Annotated in this window: 13 protein-coding genes; 7 read left to right on the forward strand and 6 right to left on the reverse strand. The window is 69.9% G+C overall.

The window, feature by feature from the left end; translation table 11 throughout:
* Positions 1–24 precede the first annotated feature (24 nt).
* The 5 genes from KY572_RS03925 to KY572_RS03945 all read right to left on the reverse strand — a co-directional run bounded on the left by KY572_RS03925 (position 25) and on the right by KY572_RS03945 (position 7,416).
* Positions 25–1,455 (reverse strand): M24 family metallopeptidase, encoded by a 1,431-nt coding sequence (locus KY572_RS03925; RefSeq protein ID WP_224240807.1) that lies wholly within the window; start codon positions 1,453–1,455, stop codon positions 25–27.
* A gap of 101 nt (positions 1,456–1,556) precedes the next feature.
* On the reverse strand, positions 1,557–2,447 hold the full coding sequence (locus tag KY572_RS03930) for a hypothetical protein (RefSeq protein WP_224240808.1): 891 nt from the start codon (positions 2,445–2,447) through the stop codon (positions 1,557–1,559).
* Positions 2,448–2,603: 156 nt separating this feature from the next.
* On the reverse strand, positions 2,604–4,718 hold the full coding sequence (locus KY572_RS03935; RefSeq protein WP_224240809.1) for a serine/threonine-protein kinase: 2,115 nt from the start codon (positions 4,716–4,718) through the stop codon (positions 2,604–2,606).
* Positions 4,715–6,319 (reverse strand): adenylate/guanylate cyclase domain-containing protein, encoded by a 1,605-nt coding sequence (locus KY572_RS03940; RefSeq protein ID WP_224240810.1) that lies wholly within the window; start codon positions 6,317–6,319, stop codon positions 4,715–4,717. Before KY572_RS03940 ends, KY572_RS03935 begins: the two co-directional genes overlap by 4 nt.
* Positions 6,320–6,477: 158 nt before the next feature.
* On the reverse strand, positions 6,478–7,416 hold the full coding sequence (locus KY572_RS03945; RefSeq protein WP_224240811.1) for a hypothetical protein: 939 nt from the start codon (positions 7,414–7,416) through the stop codon (positions 6,478–6,480).
* On the opposite strand from KY572_RS03945, the gene truD reads away from it, so the two are divergent.
* The 6 genes from truD (at position 7,398) to KY572_RS03975 (ending at position 14,735) form a co-directional block, all read left to right on the forward strand.
* Positions 7,398–9,035 (forward strand): tRNA pseudouridine(13) synthase TruD, encoded by a 1,638-nt coding sequence (gene truD / locus KY572_RS03950; protein WP_317987807.1) that lies wholly within the window; start codon positions 7,398–7,400, stop codon positions 9,033–9,035. The genes KY572_RS03945 and truD overlap by 19 nt on opposite strands.
* Before the next feature lie 128 nt (positions 9,036–9,163).
* A complete protein-coding gene (locus tag KY572_RS03955; RefSeq protein ID WP_224241494.1) occupies positions 9,164–9,730 on the forward strand; it encodes an RNA polymerase sigma factor in 567 nt (188 codons plus the stop codon).
* Positions 9,727–10,230, forward strand: coding sequence for an anti-sigma factor (locus KY572_RS03960; protein ID WP_224240813.1), 504 nt, complete (start codon positions 9,727–9,729; stop codon positions 10,228–10,230). Before KY572_RS03955 ends, KY572_RS03960 begins: the two co-directional genes overlap by 4 nt.
* Before the next feature lie 8 nt (positions 10,231–10,238).
* A complete protein-coding gene (locus tag KY572_RS03965; RefSeq protein ID WP_224240814.1) occupies positions 10,239–11,690 on the forward strand; it encodes a bactofilin family protein in 1,452 nt (483 codons plus the stop codon).
* Positions 11,691–11,904: 214 nt separating this feature from the next.
* Complete coding sequence (locus tag KY572_RS03970) at positions 11,905–13,251, forward strand: 2Fe-2S iron-sulfur cluster-binding protein (protein ID WP_224240815.1); 1,347 nt, start codon at positions 11,905–11,907, stop codon at positions 13,249–13,251.
* The gene (locus KY572_RS03975) at positions 13,248–14,735 is read left to right on the forward strand and encodes an FAD-dependent oxidoreductase (protein WP_224240816.1); all 1,488 of its coding nucleotides are present in this window, start codon (positions 13,248–13,250) and stop codon (positions 14,733–14,735) included. The genes KY572_RS03970 and KY572_RS03975 overlap by 4 nt, the downstream gene beginning before the upstream one ends.
* A gap of 438 nt (positions 14,736–15,173) precedes the next feature.
* Here KY572_RS03975 and KY572_RS03980 read toward each other — a convergent pair whose 3' ends face one another.
* Complete coding sequence (locus KY572_RS03980; protein ID WP_224240817.1) at positions 15,174–16,043, reverse strand: SDR family NAD(P)-dependent oxidoreductase; 870 nt, start codon at positions 16,041–16,043, stop codon at positions 15,174–15,176.
* Positions 16,044–16,289: 246 nt separating this feature from the next.
* Between KY572_RS03980 and KY572_RS03985 the strand changes: the two genes are divergently transcribed.
* Entirely contained in the window at positions 16,290–16,754 is a 465-nt protein-coding gene (locus KY572_RS03985) for a universal stress protein (protein ID WP_224240818.1), read from the forward strand.
* Positions 16,755–16,768: the final 14 nt, after the last annotated feature.

Genomic DNA, 16,768 nt, shown 5'->3' on the forward strand with positions numbered 1-16,768 from the left:
CGTGCCCCAGGGATGCTGAGCTCGTCAGCGCACCAGCAGGTCAGGTCTGGCTCGACCTTCCATCTCGAAGGTCGGCCAGCGCGGATCCACCGTGAGGAGCTCGATCCCCTGGTTGCTCACCACCACCGTGTCCTCGATCTTCGAGCCCGGCAACGAGGGGTTCCAGGCCATCGCATTGCTCGGCTGCAGGAGCACCTTCGACCCGGGAAGCGCTACGTCATCCCGCGACAGGTAGCCGCAGGAGCCTCCCTGGTGGTGGAAGGCCTGCGCTCCCGGATGGCCACACGCCGCGTAGGCCTCGACCATCGCCGCGTAGACCTCTCCCAGCGCCACCCCCGGCCGCGAGGTCCGGAACGCCGCCGCCTCCACACGCGCTACGTCCACCGCGAGCTTGCGCTCGATCGCTGAAGGCTCACGGAAGTAGACGAACCTCGTGAGGTTGGCGAACAGCCCGTGCCGACGCGCGCAGAAGACCAGCATGGCCCGCGCTCCCAGCCGCTCCCTGCTCGCGGTGGCATGCCGGTGCAGCGGCAGACGGCGCTCCTCTCCCACCAGCGTCAACGCCGGGTGGATCCCTCGTGCCCACAGTGCCTCGGCCCCGGCTCCCGCCAGCTGCCAGCCCGTCCACTCCGGCTTCGCCGCGAGCAGTACCTCCGTCATCGCCTCCGCCGCATCCCGCCCGAGCACGCGGTACCGCTCCAGCTCCTCGGGGAGCAGCGAGTGACGCGCGTCCACCAGCTCGGCCGGTAGCGGCACCTCCTTGCCCGTGGGACGATCCGAGGCCACCTGGCCCCCTCCCCGCTTCGACTCGACGAAGGCCTCGCGCTGCTCACGCTGCGCCCACGGACTCGACCAGATCGGAAGGCCGCGGGGCACCTCCTCTTCCTCCAGCCGGGCCGCCTCGATGGCGTCCGTCAGCACCCACGCCCCCTCTCGGGTGATGAGCACCTCCGCCACCCCGACATCCGTCGTGAGCAGCACCACGTTCGAGCCACCACACGTCGCCCAGGCGAACCAGTCCACTCCCCGTAGACGCACCGCCCCCAGCTGGTGCTGCTCCAGGGTGGCCCTGACTCGGGCCAGCTTCACTTCCAGCTCCTTCACCGCAGCCTCCTGTCTCCCCTGGGGAGCGCTCACCGCGGAGATGCCACCTTCGGCTTGCGCCCGGAATCGCTCTCGCAGCCGCGGGACCACGAACTGCATGTCCTCGGGCGCCTTCACGGGCTCGAACCTCGAGCTCCTCGGGTCCTTCCTCGGCGTCTCGATGAAGGCCACGGGCAGCAGCGGGCGGCCATCCTCCTTCACCAGCGTGCTGGCCTCACCCGTCACCTGCTCGAGCTGCGGCTGTGGCTCCAGGGCGGGAGCCGCGGGAGCCTTGCGCTGGCTCTCCTCGCGAAGCCGTGTCACCAGTTGCTGGAACTGCGCCGCATCGACGCCTTCAGGCATGTCGGTCATGAGCGCGCGCGTACTTAGCCCCGAGCCTCCTCCCCGAGCAATCTCGGAAAAGAGGCTTGCGACTTCAGGCACAGGGGAGGTGTTGGCTATGCGCCTCTCAGCTACAGCGTGCGCGAGAGCACGAACGCCGCGGCCACCGAGAGCGCCCCCGCCGCCGAGAAGAACCCCCAGGCCCGGCGCGCCAGCTCGTGCCCCGTGCCCGTCCCCTCGTTGCCCAGCACCAGCATCGCCGGGCCGCCCTGCTTCCCTCGCAGCACGTAGGAGCCCGGCGCCGGCCCTCGCTGCAGCTCGCCCACCACGAGGCACGACTCCCCGAGCTTCCCGATCCGCTCGTAGGACAGCACCTCCTCCACCGGTCGGCCCTGGACCAGCTCGCCCGCCTCCGGCTCCGCGAGCCGCGGATCCGTCTGGCAGCGCATCACCCGCACCGGAGCCAGCGTCGTGGACGGCGCGAAGCTCACCGCCGCCTCCGCCCGCTCGCCGCGGACCGTGATGAGCAGCGCGTACGCCCGATCCTGCGAGATCAACGCGCCCTTGCGGCCCTGCTCGCCCGCGGCGCGCAGCTCCGCGTCATAGAAGGCGCACACCACGCCTCCCGGAGAAGTCACCGGCTCGCTCGCTCCCAGCCGTCCCTGGTACACGCCCCACGCGGGCTCCCGGCCAGCTCTCAGCTCCGCCACGGCCTCATCGATGCTCCGGGGGGCAGACCCACGCAGCGCATCCGCGCGCAGCCTCGCCTTCGAGCCCAGCAACGCCAGCCCCGCCGCCAGCCCCAGCAGCGCGAACCCCACGCCCCGGCCCGCGACATCCAGCGACACCCGCAGCGCCGTCGGCACATGGTCCGTCACCAGCGCCAGCGACACCGCCGCCAGCAGCCCGAACCACGCCAATGGCCACCTCGGCATGAACGAGCCCGAGTCCTTGCGGCCAAACGCAAACGCCAGGATCACCAGCCCGCTCAGACCCGCCGCATAGAGCGGCGCCAGCATCATCCGGACATCCATCCCATCCCCCGCGGCTGATGGAGCGCGGCCTCAGCCACACGCCACGCCTGTCGAGGGTGGGGATGCTGCAATGCCCGTGCAAGGGCACCCGGACCGGGGGGCCACCCACGTCAGCCACTGGACCCTTCCGCGGCGGACGTCCGTTCACTCCTGGGCGCTGCCTGCCACCTTCCGCTTCGGGCGCTCACCCGGAATTCCCTGCACCGTCAGGTGGCTGAAGCTGCACGACAGGTTGCGGCACCCGAGGGCCACCTTGCCCACGCGCCCCTCCAACCCCGGCAGCATCTTGTACGCGAAGCGCACGTTGTTCACGAACGCCTCCGCCATCACGCCGTTCTTCTTGCGCTTGAGCTGCAGCCGCACCTTGAACGGGCCCTTCGTCGGCACCGGCATCTCGTCCGCCGTGAGGTTCTCCAGATCCTGCGAGCTGTTGCCCACCACCTCCTCGCCATCCTCCTGGAGGTAGCGCCACGACAGCCGCATGCCCACGTCCGGAATGGCGAACGCCGACACCTGCAGATCCTTGATCCGGAACGTCAGCTCGCCGAAGTGCTGCGCATCCGGCTCGTCCAGGTACTCGGCGCCCAGCTTCTTCACGTCCATCTCCACCTCGGCCGTGAAGTCGTCGCTCGAGAAGTACCGGTGCGCCACGTATGCGCGCGGCAGGAAGCGCCCCTTCGGGCCCACCTCGCTCCCGCCCTGGATCACCTTGAGCTTCCCGTTCTCCATGCGCCACGAGCCGGACCAGGCGTTCATCTCCTCCTCGCCCGGCGCGAACTCGAGCGTCAGGCGCGAGACGCCGTCCGGCTGCTTCGGCCCCTCCAGGTGGGACGTGATGAACAGCTCGCCGTCCGTGTTCGGCGGCCACGGCTTCTTGCCGTGCTTCACCGCGATGCCCGACGTGCCGATCACCACGCCCTTGTCGCCACCCACGTGCAGATCCACAGGGCCGATCACCGCGCGCACCACGTACGCCAGCACGATCAGCCCGCCCACCACGGACAGCCCCGTGCGCACGCTCCGCCAGCCCACGTGCAGCTGCTTCGCCACGGAGCGCGCCCTGGACGGACGCGCCGGCTGGGTGGCCACCGAGGAGCCCACCGCGAGCGCTGGCCCCGAGCCCGAGCCGATCAGCCCCTCGAGCACCGCGCACACCTCGCCCGCCGTCGCGTAGCGCGCGTCCGGCTCGTTCTCCAGCAGCCGCGCCACCACCTCGTCCACGCGCGGGTCCAGCCCGGGCACCCGCTCGGACGGCATCCGGAAGCGCCCCACGGGCAGCTCTCCGGTGAGCACCTCGTAGATCACCACGCCCAGCGAGAACAGATCCGCCCGCCCATCCACGCTGCGCGCGTCCCGCCGCTGCTCCGGAGCCATGTAGTTGAGCGTCCCCATGGCCACCGCCGTGCCCGTGAGGTTCAGCCGCGAGTCCGGCCGCCGGATGCCCGCCAGCCCGAAGTCCGCCACCTTCGCGTGGCCCTTCACATCCACCAGGATGTTCTCGGGCTTCAGGTCGCGGTGGATGATGCCCTTCTCGTGCGCGTACTCGATGGCGCGCGCCACCTGGAGCAGGATCCGCAGGCCCTGCTGCGGCGACAGCCGGTTCACCCCCAGCATGTCTCGCAGGGAGCGCCCCTCCACGTACTCCATCGCGAAGTAGTAGTGCTCCCCCGCCACCCCGCGATCGATGATCTGGATGATGTTGGGGTGGTTGAGCGCCGCCAGCGCCGTGGCTTCCTTCTCGAAGCGCGTGACGAACTCGGGATCCTTCGCCAGCCGGGGCGGCAGCAGCTTCACCGCCACCGTGCGCGCCAGCGACTGCTGCCGCGCCAGCCACACCTCGCCCATGCCCCCCTGCCCCAGCAGCTCCAGCAGCTCGTAGCCCGGCAGCTCCGCCTTGCCTCGGGAGACGAACGTCTTGTTCGGCCCGCCGTCTTCTTCCGGCGCCGCCTGCTCCGCCACCTGCGAGCCCCGCACCACCGTGGCCGAGCTCACGTCCAGATCCACCATCAGCGGCTGCGCCGGCGGCGCCACGCCTCCACCGGGCACCGTCGGGAGCGCCGCCTGGGGAGAGGGCACCACGCCGCTCGCGCTGGCCTGCACCGCGGGCATCTCACCGACGGTCGGCCGCGTGCCCACCGTGGAGGCCACGTTGCGACGCACCTCGAAGCGGATGCCGCAGCGGCACAGCAGGCGCTGGCCGCTCACGTACACGCTGATGTCGTGCGTGCGCTCGCAGTTGGGGCAGGACTGGGTGATCATGCGTCCCGAACGACTGTGCGCTCCGAGCCGGTCACCCGGAACGTCTGGACACCCTTCTCCCGGCCCTTCACCTGCAGGACGGGGAGCTCATCCGCGAAGAACCCCGGCCCCGCCTTCTGGATCGTCGTCCCCGTGGCCAGCACCTCGCCGCCCTTGGCCAGCCCACACAGCCGGGACGCGGTGTTCACCGTGTCGCCGATCGCCGTGAACTCGTGGCGCTCCACGCTGCCCATGTAGCCGACGACCGCCTGGCCGGTGTTGACGCCGATGCCCACCTCGATGGGCTTGCGTCCCTGGGACTTGCGCTTCTCGTTCAGCTCGTCCACCGCGTCCATCATCTCCAGCGCCGCCTGCAGCGCGCGCGCCGGATCGTCCGGGTGCGACAGCGGCGGGCCCCACACCGCCATCACGCAGTCGCCGATGAACTTGTCCAGGTTGCCCTCGTGGCGGAACACCACGTTGGCCATGGCGGTGAAGAACTCGTTGAGCATCTCCACCACCTCTTGCGGAGAGTCGTTCTCCGCCAGCGTGGTGAAGCCGCGGATGTCCGCGAACAGGCACGTCACCTCGGCCAGCCGGCTCTGCGCCAGGTCCTCCGTCTCGCCCTTGATCACCGCGTCCGCCACCGCCTTGGACAGGAAGCGGCTGAGCTCGGCGCGGGTGATGGCCTCGGCGCGGATCTGCTCGGCCAGCGCCGCGTTCTCCAGCGCGATGCCCGCCTGCGCGGCGATGCCCGTGAGGATCGTCAGATCGTTCTCGGAGAAGGCGTTGATGCGCTGGCGGCTGTCCAGGAACAGCACCGCCTTGATGGAGCCGTTCACCGTCAGCGGCACCGCCATGGCCGAGCGGATGCCCTGCGCCACGATGCTCTCGGCCGCCGAGAAGCGCTCGTCGATGATGGCGTCCGCGGTGAGCACCGCCTTGCCCGTCTCCACCACGCGCCGCAGCACCGTGTCCGACAGCATCACGTTCATAGGCTTGCCCTGCCGGTGGTGCACCGCCACCGGATCGAACTCGCCGTTGGGCGCCATCGTCAGGATGACGCCGTTGTCCGCGGGCAGCAGCTGGAACGCCACGCGGATGATCTGATCGAACAGCTCCTGCTGCGTGCCCGCCAGGCTCACCTGGCGGTGGAACTCGTAGGCGATGCGCAGCTTCTCGTAGTCGCGGCGCAGCGCCTCCATGTCGCCCAGCTCGTCCGCCGGGCGGAAGTTCTGCGGCCCCTGGTCCATCTGCGCCAGGAACGCCGGCACCGAGCGCGGGTTGGCCACCACCGTCACGCCCGCCGGCGCCGACGGCACCGAGGGCGCGTCCCCCGCATGGAAGGTGAACTTCGAGCTGCCCAGGGAGATCTCGTCCCCGTCCCGCAGCCGCATCTCCTTCACCCGGCGTCCGTTCACGAACGTGCCGTTGGAGGAGTTCAGGTCCTTGAGGATGAAGTCACGCCCCGCCTGCTCGATGACGGCGTGCTCCTTGGACACCTCGCGGTCCACCAGACGCAGCGTGTTGGCCGGGTGGCGGCCCAGCGTCGTCTTCGGACCGAGCGGAAACTCCCCGAGCGTGCCGTCGGCGAACATGCCGGTCAGGCGCGGTCCCCGCATCGTCTTCGGCTGGGCTTGGGAAGGGGCGGAAGCTTGGGTCACTCGACAGACCTCACCGGTGGGACACTAGCAGACGCACTCCCCCTGGGGGAACGGCCGTGGGTGGATCTCCACCCCGCCCCCCACCGGCCTGGCAGGCGTCCCGTATTCCCGAGTTATCAGGGAGTGCCGCTGGCATCAATCGCCGAGGGAGCCTGCGCAGCCGGCCGCTGGGGCGCCAGGTTGCGCACAGCGATGCCGACGGCCGGATAGAAGGTGGCGCCCCCCAGGTTGCGCTGCACGCCAAAGAGCTCGGGCTTGCAGAAGGTATAGCCGCCGGTGATCTCGGCGAAGACGTGGACGTACTTGTAGCCCAGCGAGACGCCCATGGTCGTGCCGACGAACTCGCTCTTCACCTTGGCCGGCAGGCTCACGTCGAAGCCCGTCACGTCCTTGCCCTGCGCGGCGAAGTCGACGAACCGCTCGTCCAGGCTGGTGCGGCTGTAGATGTACTTGGGCGCCGCGTACAGCCGGAGGATGTCGCCGACATCCGCGCTCATGTAGAGCGGCACCTCCACGTCATAGCGGGAGAACTCATCGAGCTGGATGATCTTCATCAGATCGAACACCGGGCTCTTGAAGGAGTGGCGAGCCCCCGCGAGCCCGAGCGCCACGTCGAAGGACTTGCGCTTGTTCTCCGGCACGTCCTCGCCGTCCCCGGCGTGGAGGACGCGGAACTTGGTGTCCAGGCGCCAGGAGATGCCGCTGTAGCGCAGGCCCACGTCGAGGTCGTCGAACAGGCCCGCGCGAATCATCACCTCGTTGACGACGCCCGGGGGCGCCACGGCCAGGGCGACGCCGGAGGTGAGCAGGCGCTGCTGCTCCTCCTCGGTGAGGCGCACGGGCTGGTCGCCGTCGATGGCGTCCTTGAGCTCCTGGCCCTTGTTGATGCCCAGATCCACCACCTCGGCCAGCTGCCCCACCGGGATGAAGGCGCCCGCCCCCAGGGAGACCTGGAACTGCCCCCGGGCCAGCGGCTTCGCCGTCTGCAGGGTAGAGATGTTGGAGGCACAGCCCGTCGCCAGAGCGAGAAGGAGCAGTGAGGGAAGGTATCTCATGGCCCGAAGGTTATTTGCTTCTGGGCAGTGCTGTCAGGGCTTCTTCAACTCGCGCCTTCTTTCCGCGGGCCCACGCTGCTAAGGGGGCTCCCGTGCGAATCAAGCAAAAACCCGAGGACTTCTCCGTCAAGGAGTCCTTCCGTTTCGATGAAGTGGCCAGTGGGCGCTTCCGCGTCTACCTCATGGACAAGCAGAAGCTGTCCACCTTCGAGGCGGTGGATCGCCTCCGGGACGCCTTCGGCCTCAAGCCGGGCTCCATCAGCTTCTGCGGCCTGAAGGACAAGCAGGGCCGCACCGAGCAGCTCATCGCCGTGGAAGGCGCGGACGTGGAGATGCAGGAGCCCAACCTGCGCCTGAAGTACCTGGGGCGCACGGACAAGCCCCTGTCCGCGGCCAACATCACCTCCAACCGCTTCGCCGTCACCGTGCGCGCGCTGGAGGAGGCCGCGCTGGGCCCGCTCAACGTGGCCGCCGCCGAGGTCAACCGCCTGGGCGTGGTGAACTACTTCGACAGCCAGCGCTTCGGCTCGCTCAAGCACGGCCAGGGCTTCATCGCCAAGGATCTCATCCGCGGCGACTTCGAGGCCGCGCTGAAGAACTACTTCGCCAAGCCCTCGGAGCTGGACCGGACCGAGGACGCCAAGGTGAAGCAGTTCTGGCGCGAGAACTGGGGCCGCTGGGACGCGCGCGTCCCGTTCGAGGGCAGCAAGAAGTACCACCGCATCCTGCGGTCGCTGCGCGAGCACCCCACCGACTACGTGCGCGCCTTCCTGCAGATCGACGCGGACTACCGCGCGATGCTGCTCTTCACCTACCAGAGCTATCTGTGGAACGAGGGCGTGCGGCGCTACCTCCAGCTACTGCTGCCGCGCGAGCACCTGTTCCCCCTGCGCTACCAGGCCGGCACCCTCCTGTTCCACCGCGAGGCCAGCCCCGAGGTGCTCCGCACGCTCCGGGAGACGTCCTTCCCGCTGCTCGGGCCGGACACCACCTTCATGGATCCGAAGATCGAGGAGGCCGTCCAGTGGACGCTCGGGCGCGAGAAGATCACGCTCAAGGACCTGGTCATCCAGGAGGCCCGCAAGCTGCTCTTCTTCAAGAGCGAGGGGCGCCCGGTGCTCTCCTTCCCGCACAAGCTGGTGCTGGGACGTCCGCAGGCGGACGAGCTCAACCGCGGCTCCATGAAGGTCAACGTCGCCTTCACCCTGCCGCCGGGCGCCTACGCCACCCTGGTGGTGAAGCGCCTGTTCCACTTCTCCTGGCGCGAGGACACTCCCGACGAGATCCGCGCCTCCCAGCGCCCCCGGCTCGCCGAGCAGGAGCGCCAGGAGTCCTTCGAGACCCGCCCCCGGCGCCCTCGCGACGGCTCCGAGTCGGCGGCCCCGGCCGGGCGCTCGAGAGGAGCCCCCGAGCGCGCCTTCGCTGGACGTGCCCGGAGCTCCGAGGCTCCCCGGACGCCTCGTGAGCCTCCCCTCGCCCGACCGGCTCCCGAGCCGGCCCCCGAGCCTCGCGAGCCGGCTCCCGGTTTCCGCGAGCGGCAGCGGCAGAAGAAGGAGGCCAAGGAGCGCGCCCGGGCCGACATGGCGTCCAAGCCCGCGAGATCACAGAAGAAAAAGTAGGACACCCGGGGCCGTGAGAGTAGTCTCGCGCACAGGCGCAATGGGGGGCCCCATGGTGCGTACAGCAGGGCGTGAACGCACTCACACTCAATCCTCTTGGGGACATCGCTCAGGCCATCGGGTCGCTGATGGCTGAGGAGGCCCCCTCGCTCCCCTGGAAGGCGGACGTGCAGGCCGCCCGCCGCGGGGACCCCAACGCCTTCGAGGCCCTGGTGCGCAGCGTCCAGCGCGCCGTGTACGGCCTGGCGCTGCGGCTGCTCAACAGCGAGGCGGAGGCGGCCGAGGTGTCCCAGGAGGCCTTCCTGCGGGCCTACCAGAACCTGCACCGCTACGATGAGTCGCGGCCCTTTGATCTGTGGGTGATGGCCATCACCCGCAACCTCTGCCTGGACATGCTCCGCCGGCGCACCAAGGTGCGCACCGAGGAGCTGGAGCCCATGAAGGAGGTGCTCCCCAGTGGCGAGGCCTCGCTGGAGGAGGGAGCGATCGCCCGCCAGGAGCGCCAGTCGCTCGAGGAGGCCATGGCCACCTTGTCCGTGGATGACCGCGAGGTCCTTGCGCTCTACTACGTGCAGAAGCGGACGACGAAGGAGATTGCCCAGATCCTGGGCTGCGCGCCGGGCACCATCATGGCGCGCCTGTTCCGTGCGCGGGAGAAGCTGCGCAAGAAGATGACGATGGAGGAGCCCACATGACTCCCACCCAGTGTCCCGATCTCGAGGTGCTGTTCACCGAGCTGGATGCCGGCGAGGGCCCCGCGCTCGATCACGCCGCCGAGTGCCCCCTGTGCACCGCGATGCTCGAGGAGCACCGCCAGCTCGAGAAGGATCTCTACCGCCTGGCCGATCCCCTGCCGCCGCCCACGCTGGTGGCCAACGTCATGGCTCGGGTGGCCACCGAGCCCACGCCCCTGCGGCGCGAGCTGTGGTCCGGCGTGCCCATCCTGCTCGCCTCCCTGGCGGTGGGGCTGGGCCTGCTGATCTCCAATGATCGCGCGCTGTCCCGGCTGGGGGCGGCGCTCGCCTCGCTGTTCACGGACGGCAAGGCGCTGCTGCAGGGGCTCGCCAGCGGAGCCAACGCCCTCTGGGCCACCGCGGCCGGTCCGGTCGCCATCCTCCTCGTCCTGTTGCTCATCGTCTCGTTGACGGGCCTCAAGCGTCTCGTCGGCACCGGCCCCAACCCTTCCGAAGCGTGAGTGTTCCCATGAAGATCGCCACTCGCATCCTCCTGCCGACCCTTCTGCTGGGCGCTCCGCTGGCCCTGGCGGAGGCTCCCAGCCCCGCGGCCGCCGAGGCTCCGGCCGCGAAGACCATCGACGTGAACTTCCGCGGCACGCTCCAGGACGCGCTCAAGCGCATCGCCGAGGAAGGCGGCCTCAACGTGGTGGCCACCGGCGCGCTGGAGACCACCGTCGAGGTGCACCTCAAGGGAGTCACCGCCGAGCAGGCCCTGCGCACGATCGCGCGCACCTACTCGCTGCGCCTGGATCAGGACGGCGCCATCTTCACGATGCGGCCCATGACGCACGACGAGAAGGAGAGCGCCCAGGAGAGCGCGAAGGCGGCTGCCGGTTCGCAGGCCGTCCCGTCCATGCCGTCGATGCCTTCCATGCCGGCCCTCCCCTCCATGCCGCCCGTCCCGCCCATGCCTCCGATGCCCCCGGGCATCGCCGAGAGCGCGGAGGACGAGATCGATCCGAGTGAGATCCGGGAGCGGGTCCGCGACGAGGTGCGCAAGGCCCAGCGCCGCCGCAAGGGCGAGCGGGATGTCGTGGCGCGCGGCCACCCGTTGGAGGTGAGGAAGGACGACTCGGTGGACAACGCCGTGGTCTACGGCAGCAACCTGGTGGTGCGCGGGCACGTCGAGGAGGACGTGGTGGCCTTCGGCGGCAACGTGGACATCTACGGCTCGGTGGAGGGAGACGCGAACGCCTTCGGCGGCAACATCACCCTGCACCCGGGCGCCGTCGTGGATGGAGACGTGTCCGCCATTGGCGGCAACGTCATCCGCGAGGAGGGCGCCCACGTGAATGGCAGCACCGAGTCCTTCGGTGGCAGCAATGTCGGCGCCCTGGTGGCTGGCGAGGTGAAGAAGAGCCTCAAGAAGGAGTTCCGGAACAAGGATGCCGCCGCGGAGGATGAGGACGATGACCACGGCGGAGGCGGGCTGCCGTGGTTCATCATCAAGTTCGCGGCGCTCTTCGGGCTGGGGTTCCTGGGGCAGCTGTTCTTCCCCGCGCGGATGAAGGACCTGTCCACGGAGATCCGGACGCAGCCCATCAAGAGCACGATGGTGGGCGTGCTGGGCGCCGTGGCGCTGTTCCCCATCTCGCTGGTGCTGACGATCACCATCATCGGCGCTCCGGTGGCGGCCGCGCTGTGGCTGATGGCCATGCTGGTGACGGTGCTGGGCTTCACGGCGGTGGCGAGCGAGATCGGCCTGCGGGTGCCCATCATGCGCGGCCGGAAGACGCAGGCGGTGGTGCTGGCCCTGGGGCTGGTGATCCTCCTGGCGATGACGTCCATCCCCGTGCTGGGCTGGTTCGTGCTGTTCGCGGCCTGCTTCATGGGCTTCGGCGCCGCCCTGCTCACCCGGTTCGGCCACCGGCTGCGCGGCATCCCCGAGCCGCTGTCTCGCACGCCCACCAGCATCTGAGTTCGTTGCAGCTCGTAGCATCCCGTGGGGGTCGACCTTCACCGGTCGGCCCCCTTCGTGTTTTTCGCAGGGAGCCACCGCTCTTGACGCGCCGCACCACCCTGCTCGCGTAGCTGCCGTGTGGCCTGCCATCACCCCGGCTGGTGTTCACGGGTGACACCCCTCCCGGCGCCCTTTGACTGCCTGGGGCCAGTGGGCGAAGTTGCGCCCACCCATGCGCCGCCTCCCTGATGCCTCCCCCCGTGGTCGGGCCATCACCGTGGACCTCGAGGGCGAGCCCGTTCCCGCCGTCGAGGGCGAACCCGTAGCGTGCTCGCTCATCGCCGCCGGAGAGGACGTCCTCGCCCGCTCCATCAAGTACCACCGCCCCCGCGGCGCGTACTGCTTCGCCGCCGCCTGCTCGCACTGCCTCATGCGCGTGGACGGGCTGCCCAACGTCTACACCTGCCGCACTCCCGCTCGCGCCGGCATGCGCCTGGAGCGCCAGAACGCCTTCCCCTCCGCCAAGGTGGACCTCTTCGGGACCATCGACTGGTTCTTCCCTCGCGGGCTGGACCACCACGAGATGTTCGCGGGCGTCCCCGTCGCCGAGAAGGTGATGGCCAAGGTGGCCCGCCAGCTCGCGGGGCTCGGCCTGCTGCCCGAGCAGGAAGCTCCTCCCCGGCTGCCGGCTCGCATCCTGCGCACCCGCGTGGCCGTGGTGGGCGCAGGCCCGGCGGGGCTCGCGGCCGCGAAGGTGCTGGCCGATCGCGGCGTCCCCTTCCTCCTCATCGAGCGAGAGGAGCGCGTGGGAGGTCGGCTGACCCGAGGCGCTCCCCTGGCGGACGATCCCTCTGTCCCCGAGCTCTCCTCCTTCCCCAAGGGCAGCGTCCTCACCCGCGCCCACGCCATCGGCCTCTACGATGACGAGGGCGGCCGCTTCCTGGCCGTCACCGCCCAGGAGCCCGAGGGCCTGCGCCTGCTCCTCGTCCACGCGGACCGCTTCCTGCTCGCGCCGGGCGGCCACCCGGGCATCCTCCCCTTCGAGAACAACGATCTGCCCGGCGTCTACGCGGGCCGTGCCGCCAGCATGCTCCTGCGCGAGCACGGCGTGGCGCCCGAGTCGGCGGCGCTCGTCGGCTGGGGCCCGGAGCTCCATGCCCTGGCCCGGCTCCTGGAAGCCCACGGCACCCGCGTGGTGGCGGTGGTGGATCTCCGAGGCCCCCTGCCCGCTTCCCCGCATCCCACCGCCTGCCTCGGCAGCGAGCCCAAGGCCCACGGGCTCAAGAAGGTGGGCGCCTTCAGCTTCGTGCGCCAGGGCGGTGGAAAGAAGAAGGTGGACTGCGACGCGGTCCTCATCTCCATCCCCACCAGCCCCAGCTTCGAGCTGGCTCGCCAGGGTGGCGCCAACGTGAGCTTCGACGCCGAGCGCGGCTTCTTCGTGGCGGAGGCCCAGCCCAACGGGAGCACGGCCGCTCCGGACCTCTTCGTCGCGGGAGACATCACCGGCGGCGGCACCGCCAGCGAGGCCGCCGCAGCGGGAGCCCGGGCCGCCGAGGCGCTCATCGGAGGACTGTCATGAGCAAGGCGCTGATCTGCTCTTGTGAGGATGTCACCGTCGGCGACGTGCGCCACGCGCTCTCCCGCGGTTACTGCGACGTGGAGTCCGTCAAGCGCTACACCGGCTTCGGCACCGGCATCTGCCAGGGCAAGAGCTGCCTGGCCGCCGTGGCCGCGCTGATCGCCAAGGAGGGCCCCCTCAAGCCCCAGGGCATCCAGCCCTTCACGCCTCGGCCTCCGGTCTACCCCACCGAGCTGTCCCTGTTCGGCAGCGCTCCGGTGGACGAGTCCCGGCCTCCCGTGGGCGGCGTGCCCGAGGAGCTCGGCGTCTTCCCACCCGCGCTGCGCCCGAATACGCCCCTGCCCGCCAAGGCCAAGGTCGTCATCATCGGCGGCGGAGTGATGGGGCTGGCGCTGGCCTACAACCTCAGCCTGCGCGGCGAGACGGACGTGGTGGTGCTCGAGCGCGGCTACCTCTGCGCGGGTGCCTCCGGCCGCAACGGTGGCGGCGTTCGCATGCAGTGGGGCACCGCCGCCAACATCGAGCTGGCCAAGCGCTCCATCGATCTGATGAAGCAGTTCGCCCGCGATCTCGGCATCAACATCTGGCTGCGCCAGGGCGGCTACCTCTTCCTCGCGAAGACAGAGGCCGTCGCCAGGCGCCTGGAGCGCAACGCCGCGCTCCACAACAAGCACGGCGTCCCCACCCGCATCATCACCGCCGACGCCGCGCGCGAGATCGTCCCCGGCCTGACGATGAAGGGCGTGCTCACCGCCTCGTTCAACCCGGAGGATGGCGTCATCTTCCCCTGGCCCTTCATGTGGGGCTACGCCCAGCACTGCCTCAAGAAGGGCATCAAGGTCGAGACCTTCACCCACGTCACCGGCTTCGACATCTCCAACGGCCAGGTCCGCAAGGTGAAGACCGATCGGGGCGACATCGCCTGCGACACCGTGGTGCTGGCCGCCGGCGCCTGGAGCCCGGAGATCGCGAAGCTCGCCGACGTGAAGCTCCCCAACGAGCCCCACCGCCACGAGATCCTCAGCACCGAGCCCCTCAAGCCCTTCCTCGGGCCGCTGGTGTCAGTGCTCGACTCGGGCCTGTACTTCAGCCAGTCCATGCGCGGAGAGATCGTCGGCGGCATGGGCGACCCCAAGGAGCCCGCGGGGCTCAACATGGGCTCCACCCTGCGCTTCGTGGCCCGCTTCTCCCAGGGACTCATGGAGCAGCTGCCCAACGTGGGCCACGTGAAGGTGCTGCGCCAGTGGGCTGGCTGCTACGACGTGACGCCCGACAACAACCCCGTGCTCGGGCGCACGCCCGGCCTGGACAACCTCCTGCAGATGTCCGGCTTCGTCGGCCACGGCTTCATGATGGCCCCCGCCGTCGCCGAGCGGATGGCCGCCTGGATGGCCACCGATGAGCACGACGATCTCTTCCACCGCTTCAACCTGCGCCGCTTCTCCTCCGGCCGCCTGGAGCGCGAGGACATGATCATCGGCTGACAGGTACGGGGTTCCCCTGTGCCGGACCCGGACACTCCCCTCTCTGGACTGTCCGGGAAGACGACAACGAGATGTGCTCCGGCAAGGCCCGGAAGCTGCTGGGAAACCTCTCCCAGACTGTACAGGCTCTTTACAGTCGGGGGTCGAGGACCGGTGCTACATCACTCCATGACACATTGTGGCATAAATCGCCTTTCCTAGGGAATTCAGGCAATTGCATGTCCGGCATGGCAAGTGCTTATCCATGAGTGCAGATACCTTCAACCTGGGCATAACTGCCATCCGCTGGCAGGCCGCCTGGAGCGAAGGGATCGCGGAATCCCCTCCGCTCCTCCGGGAGCGGTCCGCGCGGTGGACGGTGTGAATCCCCCCCACTCTGTCCCGCCCAGGCGGCAGCCCCCCCAGGCTGCCGCCTTTTTTTTCCCTCGAGCCCGGGCCTCAGGCCAGCGACGGCCCCGCCTCCAGCGGTCCACGGGAGCCCTCGGGCAGCACGGGCGTCTCGGCTCCGGCGGGCGGGTGGAGCGCTCTGGCCACGCGCCTTCCCAGCACCCGCCGCACCGCTCGCGGCAGTCTCGGCAGCAGCGTCATCACCCAGCGGTGGCCTCGGCCCGGGTACACCAGCGGCACTCCCCGCTCGAAGCCCGCCAGCGCCTCCCGAGCGCACTGCGCCGCGGACACCTCGAAGAAGGGCCTCGTGCCCTGGAGCCCTCCCACCGCCCGAGCCCGCGTGTCATCCACCGGCCCTGGCGCCACCTGGGTGACGCAGATGGGGGTGCCCTCCAGCTCCAGGCGGAGCGACTCGATGAAGCCGTCCAGGCAGCGCCGGGTGGCAGCGTAGGTCGCGGCGCCCGGGAGGAAGAGCTGGCCCGCTCCCGAGCTGACATAGAGCAGCCCGCCGCGCCCTCGCGCCAGCATCGGCCCCAGCAGCCGACGGGCGAGCAGCAGCGGCGCCACCACGTTGGCCATCAGCATCCGCTCGATGCACCCCCAGCGCTGCTCCGCGAAGAGACCCGGCTCGGCCACGCTGGCGGCGCTCACCAGCACATCCACCGAGAGGAAGTGCCGCGACAGCTCCGCGAGCATGTCCCCCACCTCTCCCGGCCGGGACATGTCACAGGCCAGCAGCACCACACCCAGAGTGGGGTTGCTCAGCTGCAACTCGTCTCGCAGGGCCTCCAGCCGCTCCACCGTCTGGGACACGAGCACCAGCGTCCGCGCACGGTGGGCGAGCTGCCGGGCGAGCTCCCGGCCAATCCCGGAGCAGGCTCCGGTGATGAGCACGGTGCCGGAGTCGATGGGGGGACGCATGACGCAAAGCTAAGTCCCCTCTTCCGAGGCGCATTCTCGGCTCCTCCGCGAGCGAGGAGGAAGGACGGAGGTGGAGCCGCTCGCCTCCGTGGACGCAGAACGTGCACCCGTCCCCGCGAGCCACGAAAAGTTTGCGTCCGGACAGGCCCCTCCTCAGGGAGATGACTGGCACACTTCTTCCAGAGAGCGGGGTGGTTTCACGCACCAGGAGTGCACAGAGCATCTCCGAACAGGAGGAACAGCCTCATGCCCGCACCGTCTCGAATTCTCGTCCCGGTGGATCTCTCGGAAGGCTCTCGAGCCCTCATCGACTACGCGATCCAGATCGCCAGGCCCTTCAACGCGGAGATCGAGATCATCCACGCCTGGGAGCCGCCCCAGTACGTGGCGCCGGATCTGCTCGTGGCCGCGCCCGGCTGGAACTCGCAGTCGCTCGAGCAGGTCGCCGTCGACGCCGCCACCAAGGAGCTGACCGCGCTGGCGACGGCCGTACAGGGCGCTCCCCGCCCGATCAAGCACCGGGTCGTCGTGGGCGAGGCGGCCTCCACCGTCCTGCGCGTGGCCGAGGAGGGCAAGCACGATCTGGTCATCATGGGCACCCACGGCCGCCGCGGTCTGCCGCGCCTGCTGCTCGGGAGCGTGGCCCAGAAGATCGTCGCGCGGGCCCACTGCCCGGTCCTCACCGTGCACCTCTACGACGCGGCGAAGTAGCCGGCCCCGAAGGG

It is taken from the genome of Hyalangium gracile, from assembly GCF_020103725.1.
In the GTDB taxonomy this organism is placed as follows: Bacteria; Myxococcota; Myxococcia; order Myxococcales; family Myxococcaceae; genus Hyalangium; species Hyalangium gracile.